This is a genomic window from Pedobacter sp. GW456-11-11-14-TSB4 (genome assembly GCF_059424425.1).
In genome coordinates, this window is record NZ_JBWKZK010000001.1 from 144,368 (window position 1) to 165,875 (window position 21,508).

17 protein-coding genes and 5 tRNA genes are annotated in these 21,508 nt (G+C 35.1%); 2 read left to right on the plus strand and 20 right to left on the minus strand.

All coding sequences use genetic code 11. The annotated features are described in order from the left end of the window. Positions 1–382 precede the first annotated feature (382 nt). From rpoC to rpsU, 17 genes are all read right to left on the minus strand, one after another. On the minus strand, positions 383–4,672 hold the full coding sequence (rpoC, locus tag AC07XU_RS00625) for a DNA-directed RNA polymerase subunit beta' (RefSeq protein ID WP_494941697.1): 4,290 nt from the start codon (positions 4,670–4,672) through the stop codon (positions 383–385). A 94-nt stretch (positions 4,673–4,766) separates the two neighbouring features. Then, positions 4,767–8,573, minus strand: coding sequence for a DNA-directed RNA polymerase subunit beta (gene rpoB / locus AC07XU_RS00630; RefSeq protein WP_494941698.1), 3,807 nt, complete (start codon positions 8,571–8,573; stop codon positions 4,767–4,769). 153 nt (positions 8,574–8,726) lie between these two features. After that, positions 8,727–9,104 carry a 50S ribosomal protein L7/L12 gene (rplL, locus tag AC07XU_RS00635; protein ID WP_090994163.1) on the minus strand — a complete coding sequence of 126 codons (378 nt, stop codon included), beginning with the start codon at positions 9,102–9,104 and terminating at the stop codon, positions 8,727–8,729. Between the two features lie 63 nt (positions 9,105–9,167). Then, a complete protein-coding gene (rplJ, locus tag AC07XU_RS00640) occupies positions 9,168–9,689 on the minus strand; it encodes a 50S ribosomal protein L10 (protein WP_494941699.1) in 522 nt (173 codons plus the stop codon). 2 nt (positions 9,690–9,691) lie between these two features. Next, the gene (gene rplA, locus AC07XU_RS00645) at positions 9,692–10,390 is read right to left on the minus strand and encodes a 50S ribosomal protein L1 (RefSeq protein ID WP_494941700.1); all 699 of its coding nucleotides are present in this window, start codon (positions 10,388–10,390) and stop codon (positions 9,692–9,694) included. A gap of 23 nt (positions 10,391–10,413) precedes the next feature. Next, positions 10,414–10,857: a 50S ribosomal protein L11 gene (gene rplK, locus AC07XU_RS00650; protein WP_494941701.1), complete on the minus strand. Its 444-nt coding sequence runs from the start codon at positions 10,855–10,857 to the stop codon at positions 10,414–10,416. A 201-nt stretch (positions 10,858–11,058) separates the two neighbouring features. After that, positions 11,059–11,601, minus strand: a complete 543-nt coding sequence (gene nusG, locus AC07XU_RS00655) for a transcription termination/antitermination protein NusG (RefSeq protein ID WP_136877555.1) — start codon at positions 11,599–11,601, stop codon at positions 11,059–11,061. A gap of 7 nt (positions 11,602–11,608) precedes the next feature. Next, entirely contained in the window at positions 11,609–11,800 is a 192-nt protein-coding gene (secE, locus tag AC07XU_RS00660) for a preprotein translocase subunit SecE (protein WP_494941702.1), read from the minus strand. Between the two features lie 99 nt (positions 11,801–11,899). After that, positions 11,900–11,970 (minus strand) — tRNA-Trp (locus AC07XU_RS00665). 81 nt (positions 11,971–12,051) lie between these two features. Beyond that, positions 12,052–13,239: an elongation factor Tu gene (gene tuf / locus AC07XU_RS00670; protein WP_494941703.1), complete on the minus strand. Its 1,188-nt coding sequence runs from the start codon at positions 13,237–13,239 to the stop codon at positions 12,052–12,054. A 123-nt stretch (positions 13,240–13,362) separates the two neighbouring features. Further along, a tRNA-Thr gene (locus tag AC07XU_RS00675) sits at positions 13,363–13,434 on the minus strand. Positions 13,435–13,514: 80 nt separating this feature from the next. Then, a tRNA-Gly gene (locus AC07XU_RS00680) sits at positions 13,515–13,587 on the minus strand. Between the two features lie 76 nt (positions 13,588–13,663). Further along, a tRNA-Tyr gene (locus AC07XU_RS00685) sits at positions 13,664–13,749 on the minus strand. An 88-nt stretch (positions 13,750–13,837) separates the two neighbouring features. Continuing rightward, a tRNA-Thr gene (locus AC07XU_RS00690) sits at positions 13,838–13,910 on the minus strand. 241 nt (positions 13,911–14,151) lie between these two features. Then, positions 14,152–14,499 carry a ribosome hibernation-promoting factor, HPF/YfiA family gene (gene hpf / locus AC07XU_RS00695; RefSeq protein ID WP_494941704.1) on the minus strand — a complete coding sequence of 116 codons (348 nt, stop codon included), beginning with the start codon at positions 14,497–14,499 and terminating at the stop codon, positions 14,152–14,154. A 13-nt stretch (positions 14,500–14,512) separates the two neighbouring features. Beyond that, complete coding sequence (locus AC07XU_RS00700) at positions 14,513–15,409, minus strand: tyrosine-type recombinase/integrase (protein WP_494941705.1); 897 nt, start codon at positions 15,407–15,409, stop codon at positions 14,513–14,515. A gap of 124 nt (positions 15,410–15,533) precedes the next feature. Continuing rightward, positions 15,534–15,728: a 30S ribosomal protein S21 gene (rpsU, locus tag AC07XU_RS00705; protein WP_055132547.1), complete on the minus strand. Its 195-nt coding sequence runs from the start codon at positions 15,726–15,728 to the stop codon at positions 15,534–15,536. Positions 15,729–16,031: 303 nt separating this feature from the next. Here rpsU and AC07XU_RS00710 point away from each other — a divergent pair, with 303 nt between their 5' ends. Continuing rightward, positions 16,032–16,418, plus strand: a complete 387-nt coding sequence (locus tag AC07XU_RS00710; protein ID WP_494941706.1) for a hypothetical protein — start codon at positions 16,032–16,034, stop codon at positions 16,416–16,418. Positions 16,419–16,484: 66 nt separating this feature from the next. Here the strand turns inward: AC07XU_RS00710 and AC07XU_RS00715 are convergent, their stop codons facing one another. The 3 genes from AC07XU_RS00715 to AC07XU_RS00725 form a co-directional block, all read right to left on the minus strand. Next, complete coding sequence (locus tag AC07XU_RS00715) at positions 16,485–17,636, minus strand: acyl-CoA dehydrogenase family protein (protein WP_494941707.1); 1,152 nt, start codon at positions 17,634–17,636, stop codon at positions 16,485–16,487. A gap of 448 nt (positions 17,637–18,084) precedes the next feature. Next, positions 18,085–18,612: an adenine phosphoribosyltransferase gene (locus AC07XU_RS00720; RefSeq protein WP_494941708.1), complete on the minus strand. Its 528-nt coding sequence runs from the start codon at positions 18,610–18,612 to the stop codon at positions 18,085–18,087. A gap of 1 nt (position 18,613) precedes the next feature. Then, positions 18,614–19,537, minus strand: a complete 924-nt coding sequence (locus tag AC07XU_RS00725; protein WP_494941709.1) for a ComEA family DNA-binding protein — start codon at positions 19,535–19,537, stop codon at positions 18,614–18,616. A 138-nt stretch (positions 19,538–19,675) separates the two neighbouring features. On the opposite strand from AC07XU_RS00725, the gene AC07XU_RS00730 reads away from it, so the two are divergent. Then, positions 19,676–21,427, plus strand: coding sequence for a bifunctional lysophospholipid acyltransferase family protein/GNAT family N-acetyltransferase (locus AC07XU_RS00730; protein WP_494941710.1), 1,752 nt, complete (start codon positions 19,676–19,678; stop codon positions 21,425–21,427). Positions 21,428–21,508: the final 81 nt, after the last annotated feature.

The following is a 21,508-nucleotide window of genomic DNA, read 5'->3' on the forward strand; positions in this document are numbered from 1 at the left end:
TTACTTTAAGAAAAGCACATTCAATCGATTTATTTAACGATAGTCGGGCTCTCTACTTCAATCTTTTATTACACTTCGACTGCGCTACCGATTAAAATCGGCACACGTCAGCGTTACACAAAAGGATTTACGTAACGATCCCGTTTATTAAATGTCTGCCATTTATACTATTTACAGTTCCTATCAGCACATCAGATTACAGCCCTTTTTCTCGCTCTAAACCTGTTGGCCGCCAAGAGCTAACTTAGTTCAGCATTACTGCCATAATCTAAAATTAGTATAGGATTTAATTCAATAAGCAATTACAATGTAAAACAAAAAATCCCTAACAAATTAATGTTAGGGATTTGATCTTAAGTTTCTTTTTGAAAAAATTTACAAATTATGCCTCTACCTCTTCTTCAGCTTTAGATGCTAACAATTTATCGTATTCTTCTTGAGAACCTACAATGATACGCTCATAGCCACGTACACCAGTACCTGAAGGAATCAAGTGACCAACAATTACGTTTTCTTTTAAGCCTAACATGTTATCACGTTTACCTGCAATAGCTGCCTCATTCAGTACTTTTGTAGTTTCCTGGAATGATGCTGCAGAGATAAACGATTTGGTACCTAATGAAGCTCTAGTAATACCTTGCAAAATTGAACTCGCGGTTGCAGGTTGTGCGTCACGTACTTCAATTTGTTTCATGTCTTTACGTTTCAATTGAGAATTTTCATCTCTTAATTTACGTAACGAAAGAATTTGACCTGGTTTTACTGTTTCAGAATCACCTGAATCTACAACAACTTTTTTGTCATATATTTCATCGTTCTCAACCATAAAGTCCCATCTATCAACAGAATCATTTTCTAAGAAACGAGTATCACCCGGATCTTCGATATGAACCTTCTGCATCATTTGGTGCACAATAACCTCGAAATGTTTATCGTTAATTTTCACACCTTGTAAACGGTAAACCTCTTGGATACCATTTACTAAGTATTCTTGTACAGCCGCTGGGCCTTTAATTGCTAAAATATCAGCTGGAGAAATCGATCCATCAGATAATGGCATACCTGCTTTCACGAAATCGTTATCCTGTACCAAAATGTGCTTAGACAATGGCACTAGATATTTTTTAACTTCTCCGTCTTTAGATTCGATAGTCATCTCACGATTACCGCGTTTAACACCACCTAAAGTTACCACACCATCAATTTCAGTTACTACAGCTGGATTAGATGGATTACGTGCTTCGAATAACTCAGTTACACGTGGTAAACCACCTGTAATATCTCGAGTTTTACCAGTTGCACGAGGTATCTTAACCAAAATTTGTCCTGTCTGAACTGCTTCACCTTCTTCAATAGCAATGTGAGCCCCCACCGGAATGTTGTAGTTTCTGATTAATTCACCTTTTTTATCTACTACCTGAATAGCAGGGTTTTTAGTTTTATCACGTGTATCGATAATTACTTTCTCGCGGTGACCAGTTTGTTCATCAGACTCTTCGCGGAAGGTTACACCTTCTACAATTGCATCAAATTGAATTTTACCAGCAAACTCAGATATGATAACCGCGTTGTATGGATCCCATGAACAGATTTTATCGCCTTTGGATACTTTATCACCTTCTTTTACAAAAAGGAAAGCACCATAAGGAACGTTATTAGTTACAATAACTTTTCCTGTACCTGGTTCAGTGATTTTAAATTCACCTGAACGACCTAAAACAATATCAGTGGTACCATCTTCAGTTTGAGTTTCTACAGTACGTAAATTTTCAAACTCGATCACACCATCAAATTTAGCGTTGATTTGAGATTCTGCAGCAATGTTTGATGCAGTACCACCCACGTGGAATGTACGTAAGGTTAACTGTGTACCCGGCTCACCGATTGACTGTGCAGCAATTACACCTACAGCCTCACCTTTTTGAACACGTTTACCAGAAGCTAAGTTACGACCATAACACAATGAACAAACACCACGTTTGTTTTCACAAGTTAATACCGAACGAATTTCTACTCCTTCAAGTGGAGATTCTTCAATTGTTTTAGCAATTTCTTCAGTAATATCTTCGCCAGCACCTACTAATAATTTTCCATCTAAAGGATTGAAAACATCATGTAGTGAAATACGACCTAAAATACGTTCGTATAACGGCTCAACAATATCTTCTTGATCTTTTAACGCAGTAGTGTACATACCTCTTAAAGTACCACAATCAACAGCGTTTACAATCATATCTTGTGCAACATCATGCAAACGACGAGTCAAATAACCAGCATCAGCTGTCTTTAACGCCGTATCTGCCAAACCTTTACGAGCACCGTGAGTAGAGATAAAGTACTCTAATACCGATAAACCTTCTTTAAAGTTAGATAAAATAGGGTTTTCGATAATCTCACCACCTGAACCAGATTTTTGAGGCTTAGCCATCAAACCACGCATACCTGCTAGCTGACGAATTTGCTCTTTAGAACCACGGGCTCCAGAGTCAAGCATCATGTAAACAGAGTTGAAGCCTTGGTTATCTGAAGACAATTGGTTCATTACAAACGTTGTTAAACGGTTGTTGATACGTGTCCAGATATCAATAATTTGGTTGTAACGCTCGTTGTTGGTAATGAAACCCATGTTATAGTTGTTTCTTACTTCTTCAACTTCGTTAGCAGCTTGCTCTAATAAAGTATGTTTCTCTACAGGAATGTTAACGTCTTGTAAATTAAATGATAATCCACCTTGGAAAGCCATTTTAAAACCAAGTTCTTTGATATCATCTAAGAATCTTGCCGAACGAGCCATACCAGTCATTTTCACTACCTCACCAATAATATCTCTTAAAGATTTTTTGGTTAATAGCTCATTTATATAGCCTACTTCTTCTGGTACCATTTGGTTAAATAATACCCTACCAACAGTAGTTTCTGTTAGTTTATTTACAATCGTACCGTCTTCTTGTTTTACGTTTACCTTTACTTTAATAAAAGCGTGTAAATCGATTTTTTTCTCGTTATAAGCAATAATTACTTCTTCCGGAGAATAGAAAGATTGATCTTGCCCTTTAACAACACGTGTCTCATCAGTTCTACGGCCTTTAGTAATATAATAAAGACCCAAAACCATATCCTGAGATGGAACCGTAATTGGGGTACCATTTGCAGGGTTTAAGATGTTGTGTGCTGCCAACATTAAAACTTGGGCTTCCAAAATTGCTGCATGACCTAAAGGTAAATGCACCGCCATCTGGTCACCATCAAAATCCGCGTTAAATGCTGTACACACTAATGGGTGCAGTTGGATTGCTTTTCCTTCTACTAATTTTGGTTGGAAAGACTGGATACCTAATCTGTGCAACGTTGGTGCACGATTTAGTAACACTGGGTGTCCTTTCAATACGTTTTCCAGAATATCCCAAACTAATGGATCTTTTCTATCAACAATTTTCTTAGCAGATTTTACTGTTTTCACTATTCCACGCTCAATCATCTTACGAATGATAAACGGTTTGAAAAGCTCAGCAGCCATATCTTTAGGTAAACCACATTCGTGTAATTTAAGGTTTGGACCTACAACAATTACCGAACGAGCAGAATAATCCACACGTTTACCCAATAAGTTTTGACGGAAACGACCTTGTTTACCTTTTAAAATATCTGATAAAGATTTTAATGCTCTGTTACCTTCGGTTTTAACAGCATTTACTTTACGTGAGTTATCAAATAACGAATCTACAGCTTCCTGTAACATACGTTTTTCGTTACGTAAAATAACTTCTGGTGCTTTAATTTCGATCAAACGTTTTAAACGGTTGTTACGGATAATTACACGACGATATAAATCGTTCAAATCTGAAGTAGCAAAACGACCACCTTCTAAAGGCACTAAAGGACGTAATTCTGGTGGAATAACTGGAACGATTTTAATAATCATCCACTCTGGGTTATTCTCAATACGAGTTCTAGCACCACGGAAAGCTTCTACAACTTGAAGACGTTTTAAAGCCTCATTTTTACGCTGTTGAGAAGTTTCGTTAGCAGCTTGGTGACGTAAATTGTAAGATAAGGTATCTAAATCAATACGTTTTAATAAATCTTCTAAAGCTTCTGCACCCATTTTGGCTACAAATTTATTAGGGTCTTTATCATCTAAATATTGATTTTCTTTAGGTAATTTATCTAAGATATCTAAATACTCTTCTTCAGTTAAGAAGTCCATGTAATTGATACCTTGATCAGCCATTAAACCAGCTTGAATTACTACATAACGCTCGTAGTAAATAATCAAATCTAATCTTTTGGTTGGTAAACCTAAAAGGTATCCGATTTTGTTTGGTAATGAACGGAAATACCAGATATGCGCTACAGGAACCACCAAGTTGATGTGTCCCATACGCTCTCTACGTACTTTTTTCTCAGTTACCTCAACACCACAACGATCACAAACAATACCTTTATAACGGATACGTTTGTATTTACCACAGTGACATTCGTAATCTTTTACCGGACCAAAAATACGTTCACAAAACAAACCATCACGTTCAGGTTTGTAAGTACGGTAATTGATAGTCTCAGGTTTTAACACCTCACCACTTGAACGCTCCAAAATAGTTTCTGGAGACGATAAGCTAATGGTTATCGAGGTGAAATTGCTTTTTAATTTATTATCCTTTTTGTAAGACATAGCTCTTTTGTTTTTAGTAGTAAGTAGCTAGTATCAAGTATCAAGACTTAGCTTAACGCCATTTCTTGATACTCGATACTCAATACTCGATACTTTAGTCTAACGTAATATCTAAACCTAAACCACGTAACTCATGTACCAATACATTAAATGATTCTGGTACACCCGGTGTTGGTAGGTTTTCGCCTTTTACAATGGCTTCGTAGGTTTTTGCTCTTCCAATTACATCATCAGATTTAACTGTTAAGATTTCTTGAAGGATATTAGCTGCACCAAATGCCTCTAATGCCCAAACCTCCATCTCACCAAAACGCTGACCACCAAATTGAGCTTTACCACCCAACGGTTGTTGTGTAATTAATGAGTATGGTCCGATAGAACGAGCGTGCATCTTATCATCAACCATGTGACCAAGTTTAAGCATATAAATAATACCTACTGTAGTCGGCTGATCAAATTTCTCACCTGTTAAACCATTGTGTAAGTAAGTTCTACCAGAAGCTGGTACACCTGCTTTAGCAATCCACTCTTCAACCTCATCATGCTTAGCACCATCAAAAATTGGAGTTGCAAATTTTACACCCAATTCTTTACCAGCCCATGCCAATACGGTTTCGTAGATCTGGCCCAAGTTCATACGTGAAGGTACACCCAGTGGGTTCAACACAATATCAACTGGTGTTCCATCTTCTAAGAAAGGCATATCTTCATCACGTACAATACGAGCAACAATACCCTTATTACCGTGACGACCAGCCATCTTATCACCTACTTTTAATTTACGTTTTTTAGCTACATAAACTTTCGCCATTTGTACAATTCCTGATGGCAACTCATCACCAACACTAATTGCAAATTTATCGCGTTTGTATGCTCCTAATTCTTCGTTAACACGGATACCATAATTGTGTAACAACAACTTGATTTGATCATTTTTATCATCATCAGTTGTCCATTTGTATGGGTTAATATGAGCATACTCTAAGTCTGCCAATATTTTCTGAGTAAACTTAGCGCCTTTAGCAATTAACATTTCCTTATAAACGTTAAATACACCTTGAGATGTTTTACCATTTACAATTTGGAATAATTTATCAACTAATTCGTTTTTAAGGTTCTCTGTAGCTAAATTATATCTCTTATCTAATTTCTCAATAGCTGATTTTTCTTCTGCTTTAGTAGTTTTCTTAGCTCTTGAGAATAGTTTAGTATCAATTACCACACCTTTAATTGATGGTGGAGTTTTTAATGAAGCATCTTTAACATCACCAGCTTTATCACCGAAAATAGCACGAAGTAATTTCTCTTCTGGAGAAGGATCAGACTCACCTTTTGGTGTAATTTTACCAATTAAGATATCGCCTTCTTTTACTTCTGCACCAATACGGATAATACCATTTTCATCTAAATCTTTAGTAGCTTCTTCAGAAACGTTCGGAATATCTGGAGTTAACTCCTCTTCACCACGTTTTGTATCACGTACTTCTAATTCAAATTCTTCAATGTGTAAAGAGGTAAAAATATCATCTCTAACAATACGTTCGTTAATAACAATCGCATCCTCAAAGTTGTATCCTTGCCAAGGCATGAAAGCTACTTTTAAGTTTCTTCCTAATGCCAACTCTCCATTTTCAGTTGCATAACCTTCACAAAGTACTTGTCCTTTAACAACTTTTTGACCTTTTTTAACAATTGGTTTTAAGTTGATACAAGTATTCTGGTTGGTTTTTTTGAACTTGATTAATTTATAAGTTTTGCTATCACCTTCAAATGATACTAAACGATCTCCATCGTTACGTACATATTTAATAGTGATTTCATTAGCATCAACATATTCTACTACACCATCACCTTCAGCGTTGATCAAAGTTCTTGAATCACGAGCAACGCGACCTTCTAAACCTGTACCTACAATTGGAGCTTCTGGACGTAATAATGGTACTGCCTGACGTTGCATGTTCGATCCCATCAAAGCCCTGTTCGCATCATCATGCTCCAAGAAAGGAATTAACGAAGCTGCGATCGAAGTAATTTGATTTGGAGCGATATCCATTAAGTCTAATTTCTCAGGCTCAATAATCGGGAAGTCACCCTCATAACGTGCTTTAACTCTTGCAGTTGTGAAGTTACCTTTTTCATCATATTGCGCATTAGCTTGAGCAATGGTTTTTCCATCCTCATCTTCTGCTGATAAATAGATTACATCTTTATCTACAGCAACAACACCATTCTCAACAATTTTATAAGGAGTTTCGATGAAACCTAAATTGTTAATTTTAGCATGTACACATAGTGATGAAATCAAACCGATGTTTGGTCCCTCTGGAGTTTCAATAGTACACAAACGACCGTAGTGCGTATAGTGAACGTCACGAACCTCGAAACCAGCACGCTCACGTGATAAACCACCTGGGCCTAAAGCTGACAAACGACGTTTGTGTGTAATCTCTGCCAAAGGATTGGTTTGATCCATGAATTGAGATAACTGGTTTGTACCAAAGAAAGAGTTAATTACCGACGATAAAGTACGGGCATTAATTAAATCTGTTGGAGTAAAAACCTCATTATCACGAATGTTCATACGCTCACGGATTGTTCTAGCCATACGAGCTAAACCAACACCAAATTGCGCATATAACTGCTCACCTACGGTACGTACACGACGGTTAGACAAGTGGTCAATATCATCCACCTCTTCTTTAGAGTTGATCAATTTAATCAAGTACTTAACAATAGCAATAATATCTGCCTTAGTTAATACTTTTACATGATCTGGAGTATCCATTTTCAACTTACGGTTGATACGGTATCTACCTACATCACCTAAGTCATAACGCTTATCTGAGAAGAATAAACGCTCAATAATACCTCTTGCAGTTTCCTCATCAGGTGGTTCTGCATTACGCAAAGCACGATAGATGTTTTCAACAGCCTCTTTCTCAGAGTTAGAAGTATCTTTTTGTAAAGTGTTATATATAATGGTATAATCAGCTTGAGATGCACCATCATCTTTAGATAAGATAATAGATTTTACACCTGCATCGATGATCATATCGATATGGTCGTCTTCAAGAACGGTATCCCTATCTAAGATAACTTCGTTACGATCTATAGAAACAACTTCACCTGTATCCTCATCTACAAAATCTTCAACCCATTTTCTTAAAACTCTTGCAGCTAATTTACGTCCGATATATTTCTTCAAACCAGATTTACTAACTTTTACTTCGTCAGCAAGATCAAATAATTCTAAGATGTCTTTATCAGAATCATAACCAATAGCACGCAACAAGGTGGTTACCGGGAATTTTTTCTTACGGTCGATATAAGCATACATCACGTTATTAACGTCTGTAGCAAACTCGATCCAAGAACCTTTGAAAGGAATCACACGAGCAGAATACAATTTAGTTCCATTAGTGTGACGGCTTTGGCCGAAGAACACACCTGGAGATCTGTGTAATTGAGATACAATTACACGTTCTGCACCGTTAATCACAAAAGTACCTTTAGGAGTCATGTAAGGTATGGTTCCTAAGTATACATCTTGAATGATGGTTTCAAAATCCTCGTGTTCTGCATCATTACAAGAAAGTTTTAACTTAGCTTTTAATGGAACACTGTAAGTTAACCCACGATCAATACATTCTGGAATGTCATAACGTGGTGGGTCAATAAAATAATCTAAAAATTCTAAAACGAATATATTTCTAGAATCAGTGATTGGGAAATTTTCAGCAAATACTTTAAACAAACCTTCTGTATGACGGTTATCTGAAGTGGTTTCTATCTGAAAAAATTCTCTAAATGATTGCAACTGCACATCCAAAAAATCTGGATAATCTATGATGTGCTTACTACGTGCAAAATTTACTCTTTGGTCTACGACTTTATTTGCCAAGGGACTAAATTTAATTTAGTTTAAGAATAAACTATTTGTTTGGTTTGCCTCGATGCATTTCATCAACCAAACAAGATGAAATGTTTATAAACAGGAATAGACTCCGACTTTGCAGTCGGAGTCTTTTCTTAAAGGTTCGTTAAAATTAAGTGATTACTTAATCTCAACTACAGCTCCAGCTTCTTCTAATTGTTTTTTCAAAGCTTCAGCTTCGTCTTTAGCAACACCTGATTTTAATTCTTTCGGTGCACCATCAACTAAGTCTTTTGCTTCTTTCAAACCTAAACCAGTTAAGTCTTTAACAAGTTTTACAACTGCTAATTTCTGACCACCAGCTTCTTTCAAGATTACATCGAAAGTAGATTTTTCTTCAACTGCAGCAGCTTCGCCACCAGCAGCAGGACCTGCAACAGCAACTGCCGCAGCAGCTGGTTCGATACCATACTCGTCTTTTAAGATTTGAGCTAATTCGTTAACTTCTTTAACTGTTAAGTTTACCAATTGCTCAGCAAACGCTTTTAAATCTGCCATTTTATTAAGATTTTAAAAATTTACGTAATAATAATTTTGTTTAATTCGAACTTTAGGTGTTCGTTAACCTCTTTCTTGTAATGTTTTAACAATACCTGCAATTTTGTTACCGCCAGATTGTAAAGCCGAAACAACATTTTTAGCTGGCGATTGTAATAAGCCAATGATTTCGCCAATAAGTTCTTCTCTTGATTTAAGACTTACTAATGAATCTAAATGGTTATCACCAACAAATATTGCTGAATCGATATAAGCTCCTTTAAGCTCTGGTTTTGTTTCTTTACCTTTTCTTAATGATTTGATCAGCTTAGCTGGACCGTTACCTACTTTAGAAAATAATAAAGCTGATTGACCTTTTAATGCTGGGTATATCTCTGATGAGTCGCCTTCTAATCCATCAATCGCAATTTTGATTAATGTATTTTTTGCAACTTTCATTTCGATACCGCTTTCGAAACATTTGCGACGGATGGTATTTACTTTCTCAACAGATAAGCCTGAGGTATCAGCAATATAAAAATTGCCATACTCTTGCATTTTCTCTTGTAGAGCTAAAACTACTTCTTGTTTTTCTTCTCTGTTCATAATTAGATCCCCGCTACTGATTTAGTTTCGATTGCAATTCCAGGACTCATTGTAGAAGACACGTGAATGCTTTTAAAATAAGTTCCTTTTGCAGCAGAAGGTTTTAATTTAGAAATGGTTTGAAGAACTTCTAACGCATTTTCATATATTTTCTCTGCTGAGAATGATACTTTTCCTATTGAAGCATGAATGATACCAGTTTTGTCAACTTTAAAATCAATCTTACCGCCTTTTACGTCAGTTACAGCTTTACCAACTTCGTTAGTTACTGTACCTGATTTTGGGTTTGGCATAAGGTTACGTGGACCTAAAACTCGGCCCAATTTACCTACCTTAGCCATACAAGCAGGAGTAGTGATAATAATGTCAACATCTGTCCAACCACCTTCAATCTTAGACACATACTCGTCTAAACCTACGAAATCTGCTCCTGCTGCTTTAGCTTCTTCTTCCTTGTCAGGATTACAAAGTACTAAAACACGTACAGTTTTACCTGTACCATGAGGTAAAGTAGCAATACCACGTACCATTTGATTGGCTTTACGTGGATCTACACCTAAAGAAACATCAATATCTACTGATGCATCAAATTTAGTTGTAGTGATCTCTTTTACCAAAGCAGCCGCATCCTGTAAAGAATACGATTTACCGATTTCTAGTTTAGCGTGTGCCAGTTTTTGATTTTTTGTTAATTTCGCCACTGTTGTAAACTGTTTTTTGTTAATTAATTTGTCCAAGGTGCATCACCACTAACGGTGATTCCCATACTGCGTGCTGTACCTGCTACCATTTTCATAGCAGATTCGATAGTGAATGCATTTAAATCAGTCATCTTATCTTCAGCAATTGACTTAACTTGATCCCAAGTCACCGAACCAACTTTCTTACGGTTGGGCTCAGCAGAACCACTCTGTAATTTAGTAGCTTCCAATAATTGGATTGCAACTGGAGGGGTTTTGATGATAAATTCGAAAGACTTGTCAGCATATACAGTAATTACAACTGGTAATACTTTACCTGGCTTATCTTGGGTACGAGCATTGAATTGTTTACAAAACTCCATGATATTAACACCTTTAGCACCTAATGCAGGTCCTACCGGTGGTGATGGGTTTGCAGCTCCGCCTTTGATTTGTAACTTAACAAGTGCACCGACTTCTTTTGCCATTTTCTGATTTGTTAATTGTAATACTCAATGTTAAATATTGGAAGCATGTAACATTTTGATTCCTTTTGAGATATGTGATTTTAGATATGAGAATTGAGACTTTCGCCTTAACCAACGTTAAACCAACTCCACATAAAACCAAAAGGACTGCAAAGATATGAATTATCTTGCAGTCCTCAAATATTTTTATTAAAATAAATTTTATTCTTTTTCTACTTGCATGTAGTTAAGCTCAAGAGGAGTTTTACGTCCGAAGATTTTAACCATTACTTTCAGTTTTTTCTTCTCTTCATTAACCTCTTCAATTACTCCTGTAAAACCATTGAAAGGACCATCCATTACTTTAATGTTCTCGCCTACATAATAAGCGATGTTCATTGTTTCTGCTTGTTGGCTCATTTCATCAACCTTACCTAAAATACGGTTAACTTCTGCTTGGCGCATTGGAATTGCATTACCGGCTTTATCACCTAAAAATCCAATTACACTATTTACACCTTTAATAATGTGTTCTAATTCTCCGTCTAGGGTTGCTTCAATTAAAACATATCCAGGATAAAAATTACGTTCTTTTGCAATTTTCTTTCCCTCTTTCATCTGGTAGTATTTTTCCATAGGAATTAATACCTGAGGAACCAAATGAGATAAACCTAAACGACTAATTTCAGAATCAATGTATTGCTTTACTTTCTTCTCTTTACCACTAACCGCTCTAACTACGTACCACTTTAATTGATCGTTCATATTAATTTTAAAGTGAGTTATAAAAAGTTTCTAAGATATAGTTAGCGCCTTTATCCATTGCAAAAATTACTAAAGCAATAATAAATGAAGCTACTAAAACCAATACAGCAGAACTTTGCAATTCGCTCCATGTAGGCCAAGTAACCTTCTGGGTCATTTCTTCGTATGATTCTTTAATAAACTGAACTACACTAGCCATATTTAAATAATTTTGAATGAGTGAATTTTGAAGGACTGAATGAGAGAATAAGCATTCAATCATTAAAAAATTCTATAATTCAATCATTAGTATTGTTAGCACGGGAACAAGGATTCGAACCCTGATCAAAGGTTTTGGAGACCTCTATTCTACCATTGAACTATTCCCGTAAGTAGAAAGCAAAGTACTTAAGTTATTCTTAAGCACTTTGCTTATCTATTTATTAACTTAATTCTTTACAGAATTAAAGCTTATTTTACAATTTCAGTAACCTGACCAGCACCTACTGTTCTACCACCCTCACGGATTGCGAAACGTAGACCTTTTTCCATCGCGATAGCGTTGATCAATTTTACGTTGATAGTTACGTTATCACCTGGCATTACCATTTCAGTTCCTTCTGCTAAAGAGATTTCTCCTGTAACGTCTGTAGTACGGAAATAGAATTGTGGACGGTATTTGTTGAAGAATGGAGTGTGACGACCACCTTCTGCTTTTGATAATACATAGATCTCAGCTTTGAAATCAGTGTGAGGAGTTACTGAACCTGGTTTACAGATTACCATACCACGACGGATATCAGTTTTCTCAATACCACGTAACAATAAACCTACGTTATCACCAGCTTCACCATAATCTAAAATCTTACGGAACATCTCAACACCAGTTACTGTAGATTTTAAGTTCTCAGCACCCATACCTAAGATCTCAACTGGATCTCCAGAGTTGATTTGACCACGCTCGATACGACCAGTTGCTACAGTACCACGACCAGTGATCGAGAATACATCTTCAACAGGCATTAAGAATGGAAGATCAGTTAAACGTGGAGGAATTGGAATATAGCTATCTACGGCATCCATTAATTCCATAATTTTTGCTACCCATTTAGCATCACCGTTCAAACCACCAAGAGCTGAACCTTGAATTACAGGGATATCATCACCAGGGAATTCATAGAAAGATAATAATTCACGAACTTCCATCTCAACTAATTCTAGTAATTCTGGATCATCCACCATATCAACTTTGTTCATGAAAACAACTAATGAAGGTACACCTACCTGACGAGCCAATAGAATGTGCTCGCGAGTTTGAGGCATTGGACCATCTGTAGCTGCTACCACGATAATAGCACCATCCATTTGAGCAGCACCAGTAACCATGTTTTTCACATAATCCGCGTGACCTGGACAGTCTACGTGTGCATAGTGACGGTTAGCAGTTGAATACTCAACGTGAGCTGTGTTAATTGTGATACCTCTTTCTTTTTCCTCTGGAGCAGAGTCAATTGAATCGAATGAACGTGCCTCAGATAAACCTGCATCAGATAACACTTTAGTGATAGCTGCTGTTAAGGTTGTTTTACCGTGGTCAACGTGACCGATTGTGCCGATGTTTAAGTGCGGCTTGCTGCGGTCAAACTTTTCTTTTGCCATTTTTTTATACTTATTAGTAGGTTAACTTTTTTATTTATTTATTGTTTTGATACAATTTCAATACAAAAAACCTTGTTCGTTCTGCTGCCAGATTAACAAAGCTTTTAATTCTTTTCTTTTTTGAGCCAACTATGGGAATTGAACCCATGACCTCTTCCTTACCAAGGAAGTGCTCTACCGCTGAGCTAAGTCGGCTTATTAGTTTTCAGTTCCCAGTATTCAGTTTTCAGTACAAACTGCTAACTGTTAACCGCCAACTGCTCACTTCACTTTAGAGCGGAAGACGAGGTTCGAACTCGCGACCTATAGCTTGGAAGGCTATCGCTCTACCAACTGAGCTACTTCCGCTTACTAATTTACGATTGAGGATTTGCGACTTACGATTTTGAAATCGTCAATCTAAAATCTTAAATCTAAAATCAGATGGTGGGGGGAGAAGGATTCGAACCTTCGAAATCTTGCGATAACAGAGTTACAGTCTGTCCCATTTGGCCGCTCTGGAATCCCCCCATCTTATTTACAATTCTCAATTAATAAAAAAGACTGAGCGTTAACTCAAATCTAAAATAGTAAATCTAAAATCGTCAATAAAAAAAAGAGCCTCCTATCGGGATCGAACCAATGACCTACTGATTACAAGTCAGTTGCTCTACCAGCTGAGCTAAGGAGGCTTTTATCTTTTTTAAATGTGGCGCAAATATATAAAAAATTGTGTTTTTATACAATCGAACTTAACATTTTTTATTTTTTTATCTTTTAAAAGAACTTACCGTTTCATTGTTGCACTAATGCCCTTTCCGAAATGGAATGCAAATCTACAATAATAAATCTTTCAAAAAAATTTATTTTAAAAAAAAGTTCGACAGAATTTTATCTGCCGAACTTTTTATATCTATTTTAAAAAATATGAGCTTAATAATCAGCTACTTCATCAGCATTAAGCAATGCTTTATGTTCGCTTAATTTTGCACGAGTTTTTTCTTTATGTTTTGTAATTTGCTTTTTTAACGACTCAATTGACAAATCTGTAGCTTCTTCGAAAGATTTGCATTGCTCTTTAGCGAAAAGCGTAACACCTGGTACCATCAATTTTATTTCTGATATTTTGTTTGCTTCATCTTCTACATTCTCTAATTTTAAGTAAACTTCCCCGCCAATAATCTGATCGTAAAACTGATCTAACTTATCTACCTTTTTCTGAATAAATTCTAATAATTTCTTGTCTGCATTGAAATGGATTGACTGTACTCTAATTTTCATTTTTCCTCCTTTTTTATGCCTTTGGATGGGCTTGTTTATATATAGATTTTAAACGCTCTACTGAGTTGTGCGTATAAACTTGCGTTGCCGCCAAGCTTGCGTGGCCCAGTAATTCTTTAATTGCAGTTAAATCTGCTCCTTTATTGAGCAAACTGCTTGCAAATGAATGCCGCAATACATGCGGACTTCTTTTATCTTGGGTTGATATCAATGTCAAATAACTATTTACTATCCTGTATATTAATTTAGGATAAGCAGGAACACCTGTATTTGTAACGATTAAGGTAGTGTTTTTGTTATTAAATTGTTGTGATAATTTTAAATTAATGTAAATTTTTAATTGAGCTTCTAATTGCGCATGCAAAGGAACTATTCGTTCTTTGTTTCGTTTACCCAATACTTTAATTGTACCTTCATAATAATTGATATCAGTTTCTTTTAGCATTAATAATTCTGCCAAACGGATGCCGGTACCAAAAAGTAATTCTAAAACAATTTTGTCTCGCTGACTAGCAAAACTTTCATCGAAGATTAGGTTACCCTCTACCCCGCCATCCAACAATAGATCCATCTTGGCATCTTCTATAAATACGGGTAGACGTTTAGGAACTTTAGGCGCTTTGATTAAAGCCATTGGGTTAGTTTTTAAACCTTCCTCCCTTAATAGATATTTATAAAAACTTCTTAGGGTTGATATTTTTCTCCCAACTGCATTTTCTGAGATTTGATGATCTAACAGAAAAACCATAAAACTTCTAATATGGGTTGCCTTTGCCTGATCAGGATTGATTTCGAAATCTTTTTTAAGAAAATCTACAAACTGCAATAAATCTGTTTGATATGAGATAATGGTATGAGGAGAATAGCGCTTCTCATGCTGCAGGTAGATTAAAAAACTTTCAATAAGCATAGGCTTTATTCGATATTCGTTAAATGTGAATATACAAAATTTACCATTTGTTGCTCGTTTTTTTCCAAAAAAAAACGTCCCGATTAAAATCGAGACGTTTAATATCTATTTAAACAAGATAAGACTATAAAGTTCCTTCTTGGTTCATGTTCTGAATATAAACAGCGTGTTTAATTTCTGTACGACGAGCAACAGATTTTTTCTCGTATGCTTGACGGCTACGTAGTTCTCTCAAAACTCCAGTTTTTTCAAACTTTTTCTTGAAACGTTTAAGCGCTTTATCTAATGATTCGCCGTCTTTAATATTAATGATAATCATAACGTAGAAATACCTCCTCTCGATGTTTTTAAAATACCCTGTAATTGGGGTTGCAAATGTAAGCAAATAATTGAAACAGAGAAAGTTTTTATTGAAAATTTAATTTAGCTTTATTCTCAATGCAATAATTGTTTATTCTCTAATTAAAAAAACAAACATTTTTGGCAATAATTTAGTTAGTAAGTGATTTTGAAATTTAAATCTTCTTTATAAGTGGATACCTTTAAAAAGGAATTAATTTCAATTCACCTTGTCATCAATTAATTTCATACATTTAAAAACCTAAATTAAACATATCATACCATGACAACTGGAAAAAAAATTACCTCAATAATAGCTGTAATTGTTGTATTAATTATTGCTATCTTTTTTTATTACAGATTTTATTTTGTTTTTGGCGAAGGTGTAAAAGCTGGCGAGCTAAATTACATTGTTAAAAAAGGCTATTTATTTAAAACCTACGAAGGAAAGTTAATCCAATCGGGTATAAGATCTAGACAAACTGGTACAGTACAATCTAATGAGTTTGAATTTTCTGTTGCAGATGAAGAAGTAGCTAAAAAGATGATGCTGAACAGCGGCAAAATATTTGAGCTCCATTATAAAGAATATAAAGGGACTTTGCCTTGGAGAGGCTTTAGCGTTTACGTGGTAGACAGTGTTGTTACCATGAGAGAACCTATGAATTAAATAATATCTAATATTAAACAGAAATAGCCGCAATTGTGGCTATTTCTGTTTAAATCTTTTATAATCTTACTTTAAAATCTCTCTAGCGATTACTAGTTTCTGAATTTCTGAAGTACCCTCTCCTATTGTACACAATTTGCTATCGCGATAAAATTTTTCTACTGGAAAATCTTTAGTATAACCATAGCCACCAAAAATCTGAACAGCTTCTGTAGCACAACGCACCGCAACTTCTGAGGCATAATATTTAGCCATTGCTGATTCTTTAGTCATAGGTTGATGACGATTTTTTAAATCTGCTGCCTGGCGAATCAATAACTCTGCGGCTTCAATTTCTGTAGCCATATCTGCCAGCTTAAAACTAATACCCTGAAAGCTTGAAATTGGCACACCGAACTGATGGCGTTGTTTAGCATAATTTACAGCAGCAATGTAAGCTCCTTTTGCAATACCTAAAGATAAAGCTGCAATAGAAATACGACCTCCATCTAATACTTTCATGGCTTGTTTAAAACCATCACCTTCATTACCCAATAAATTTTCTTTAGGTACGCGACAGTTATCGAAAATCATTTCGGTTGTTTCTGAAGCACGCATACCTAATTTATTTTCTTTTTTACCAGCATTAAAACCTGGTGTGCCACGTTCTACAACAATAGCAGAAATGCCTTTAGAACTTCCTGCTTCGCCGGTACGTACCATTACCACAGCAACATCGCCAGATTTGCCATGAGTAATCCAATTTTTTGCGCCATTAATTATATATTCATCACCATCTAAAACAGCAGTTGTAGTCATTCTTAAAGCATCAGAACCTGTGTTAGCTTCTGTTAAACCCCAAGCACCAATCCACTCGGCAGTAGCCAATTTAGGCAACCACTTCATTTTTTGTTCTTCATTACCAAAAGCTAAAATATGACCAGTACAAAGTGAGTTGTGGGCTGCTAAAGATAAACCGATAGAACCACAAACTTTAGAAACTTCTACAATAACATCTATATACTCTTGATAGCCAAAGCCAGAGCCTCCATAAATTTCTGGCACTAAAACACCCATTAAGCCAAGCTCACCTAACTGTTTAAAAATTTCTACCGGAAAGTGTTGTGCTTCATCCCATTCCATTACGTTTTGACGAATGTTCTTTTCGGCAAAGTCGCTCACCATTTTTTTGATGATTTCTTGATTTTCTGCTACTTCAAAGCTTAAGCCTGTGTGCATATACGATTTGGTTTTAAATAAAGAAAAGTTTAAACCGACGCCAATAAATAAGCGTTTGGATTTAAACTTTTCTTAAGATTTATATTTGGTTTGATACAATTATAGACAAATAAAATGATACCATCAAAGCGAATTGCCCTATTAAAAAGTAGAATGATTTGGTATTTGGTTCATTTCTTTTGTCTGCGGAGAAACATACAACGAATTTGAGCTGAATATTTTTTGAAAATAATTTGAGAAATTTTTTCTAATTAATAGATTTTGCAGTGAAATGGTTGTTTTTTACACTAAGGTAGTTTTATAAACCCGATAGCAATGAATCCCGATTTATCGGGATAAATGTATAGCGGGGCTAAAATTGCCGATAAAACACTAACATTCTTTTTCAAATTATGAATAAATAAATAACAAATGTTAATCAACGTAAACACTAACTTTGCAAAATAACTCAATAACTTACTAAGGAAAAAGTATGTTTGGTAAATTGATCTAGTTTCTGCTTTCCATTTAAAAAATCGAGGCTAATTAAAAAAGAATATGCCGCAACATTGGCTTGCAATTGACTAACCAATTTAGATGCTGCAACAACTGTTCCGCCAGTTGCCAACAAATCATCGTGAATTAGAACATTTTGTCCGGCAGTGAATGCATCCTCATGAACTTCTAGAGTTGCGCTACCATATTCCAAATTGTATGACTGCTGGATGGTTTTATAAGGTAATTTACCTGCTTTGCGAATAGGTACAAATGGTACTTTTAAAGCTTGAGCCAATGTTAAACCAAACAAAAATCCGCGACTTTCTATACCCGCAACAACATCTATTTTAATATCCTTAAGTTGAAAAGCTAATGCTTCGGTAATTTCGGCACAAAGCGACGCATCTTTTAAAACGGGAGTAATATCTTTAAAAATGATACCAGGCTTTGGGAAATCGGCAACGTCACGTAAGGTTTGTTTAATTTTGGTTTGCAGCATTTTAAAATGTAAGATAGGGTGTTAAATTTTGAATTGTTTGAGGCGATAAGATAAGCACATTCTTTAAATCTTCTGGTTTATTAAAGTTGCCATGCTGTTTTCTATACTGTATAATTGCATTAATTTGTTTAAATTTTAGGTAAGGATGACCTTTCAGATCATCAAAAGTTGCCGTATTGATATTGATTTTTTTAATAGCTGAAGCATCAATTTTAACCTGATCTTTAATTTCGATAAATTTGGCAGTATCTAACCCAAAAACTTCTAGCAGTTGTTCTTTTTTGTAAAAGCCACCTAATTTATTTCTGTAATTGGCAATTCGCCTTGCAAAAGCAGCTCCAACACCTTTAATTTCATCTAATTGTAAAGTGTCTGCATTATTGATATCTATAATCGCTAATTCCTTTTTTAAATAAGGAACCTTATCAGGATAAGTTTTTTTCTCAAAATTACCACCAAAATCTTTGCCCTCGATTCGAATGTAAGGCAGCAAAGCCTGATATTTTTCTGATGAGATAGTGTACATTTTTTGCAGATCTTCTGGTTTGTAAAACTTGCCACCCTTATTGCGGTAATTGATAATAGATTGAGCCTGTTTAGCAGATAGACCTAATTTTTGCCAATCTGAAGCATCAATGGTATTGGGATCAAAATTAAAAAGAGTGAATGATTTTTTTAAATCGGCATCTTCGATATCATTTTGGGTATTTTGATAAGAATAATTTGATTGGTTTTTATTAACTAATATCAACTTAGTCAAAGCATTTTGCGCTGTAGTAGTCATAAAAGTTGGACTTAGAAAAAATTGTTTATAGGCATACGGAAATGCTGTAATGAGAATTAAAATGAACGTTAGCGTAAGTAAGCCATTATATTCTCTTTTGGTAAAGCTAAAATACTCTACTAACCATTTTTTAAATAGCATTTGATATATATATTAATGTTATTGTGTTACGGATGTAAAACTTAGCTAAAAACTGGTATGTTTTAAATTTAGCATACGTAGTCTAAATATAAATCTTTATTTTTGAAATTGCTTTATAAATTAATGCAAGCTATTTAGATGAAGATTATTACCAAACAAGAATTTGCCAAAGCAACTAATATTGATAAGTTAGGTGTACCTGGTCTGGCTACTTTATTAATGGAGCTGATGAAGCTGAATGACATTAATAAGGTTTTTAGTAAAAATGAGCATTTTGCAGGTTTAGAGTTTGTAGACAAAATTTTAGAAACTATTGGCGTATCTATAGATTTTGATGAGGATGATTTAAAAAATATACCAAAAACCGGCGGTTTTATTGCCATTGCAAACCACCCATATGGTGGCGTAGAAGGTTTAGCTTTGGTAAAGCTTTTGTGTACAGTGAGACCAGAGGCCAAGGTAATGGTTAATTTTATTCTTAAAAAAATCCCTAATCTAAGTGAGTTTTTTGTGGCCGTAAATCCATTTGAAAATGTTCAGCATTCATCAAGCATTAGCGGTTTAAAGGCTACTTTCGATTTATTGCAAAGTGGTACTCCTATCGGGATTTTCCCAGCTGGAGAGGTTTCTACCTTTAATTTAGAAACTCAAGAAATTACAGATAGATTGTGGCACCCGGTGGTTGGCAAGCTAATTTCTAGATCAAAAGTTCCGGTTGTACCAATTTATTTTCATGGCAATAACGGCGTACTTTTTAACATCTTAAGTTTTATTCATCCAACTTTAAGAACTGCCAAATTACCATCAGAATTTTTAAACAAAAAAGGACTTAAAATTAAAGTTAGAATTGGCAAGCCTATTAAAATTGAAGATATCAGTTATAAAAAGGACACTAATAAATTACTAGATTTTTTAAGGGCAAGAACTTATGCACTTGGAACAAGCCTAGAACAAGAGAAAAAGCTTTTTAACCCGATAAATTTATTTAAGATAAAGAAAAAACCTGATGCCATTGTACCAGAAACTGATCGAGAATTAATTGTTAAAGAGGTTACTAAACTAGAAGAATTTAGGGTTTGGGAAGAAAAAAACTATGAAGTTTATATAGTGCCAACGGCAAGTATCCCCAATATTTTAAGAGAAATTGGTCGTTTACGTGAAATTACTTTTAGAGAAGTTGGAGAAGGTACCAATAAGAAAATAGATTTAGATAATTACGACATCTATTATAATCACTTATTTATTTGGGATAAAGATTTACAAAATATTGTTGGTGCTTATAGAATTGGCAAGGGCGACGAAATTTTGGATACCATGGGCCGAAGAGGTTTTTACCTATCGGAATTGTTTAAAATTAAAGAGCCATTTTACCCGATATTAAGACAAGGTATAGAATTAGGGAGATCGTGGATTAGAAAAGAATATCAACAGAAACCGCTTCCATTGTTTTTGCTTTGGAAAGGGATTTTAAAATATTTGATTGACAATCCCCAATACCGTTACATGTTTGGACCGGTAAGCATTAGCAATAATTTCTCGAAATTATCTAAATCGCTGATTGTAGATTACATCATTAAAAACCATTTTGATTATGAATTGGCATCTTACGTAAAACCTAAGAATAAATTTAAAGCAGATTTAACCGCAATTGATAGAGATTTATTGGTAGAAAGTAGTGAATCGCTTAAAGATTTAGATGGATTAATTGGTGATATTGAAAATTCTCATATTAAAATTCCTGTTTTACTAAGACAGTATATGAATTTAAATGCCAAAATTATCTGCTTTAATATTGATCCTAAATTTTCTGATTGTTTAGATGGATTTTTAGTGGTTGATGCGCATAAAATTCCGGCAGAGATGTTGGAGAAAATTGGAAAGAATTTTTAAACATTGCTCGGAAATAGTCATCGGATGAATATAGCACAATTTTTATATTCATCCCATGAGTACAAATAACAAAAGCCACGA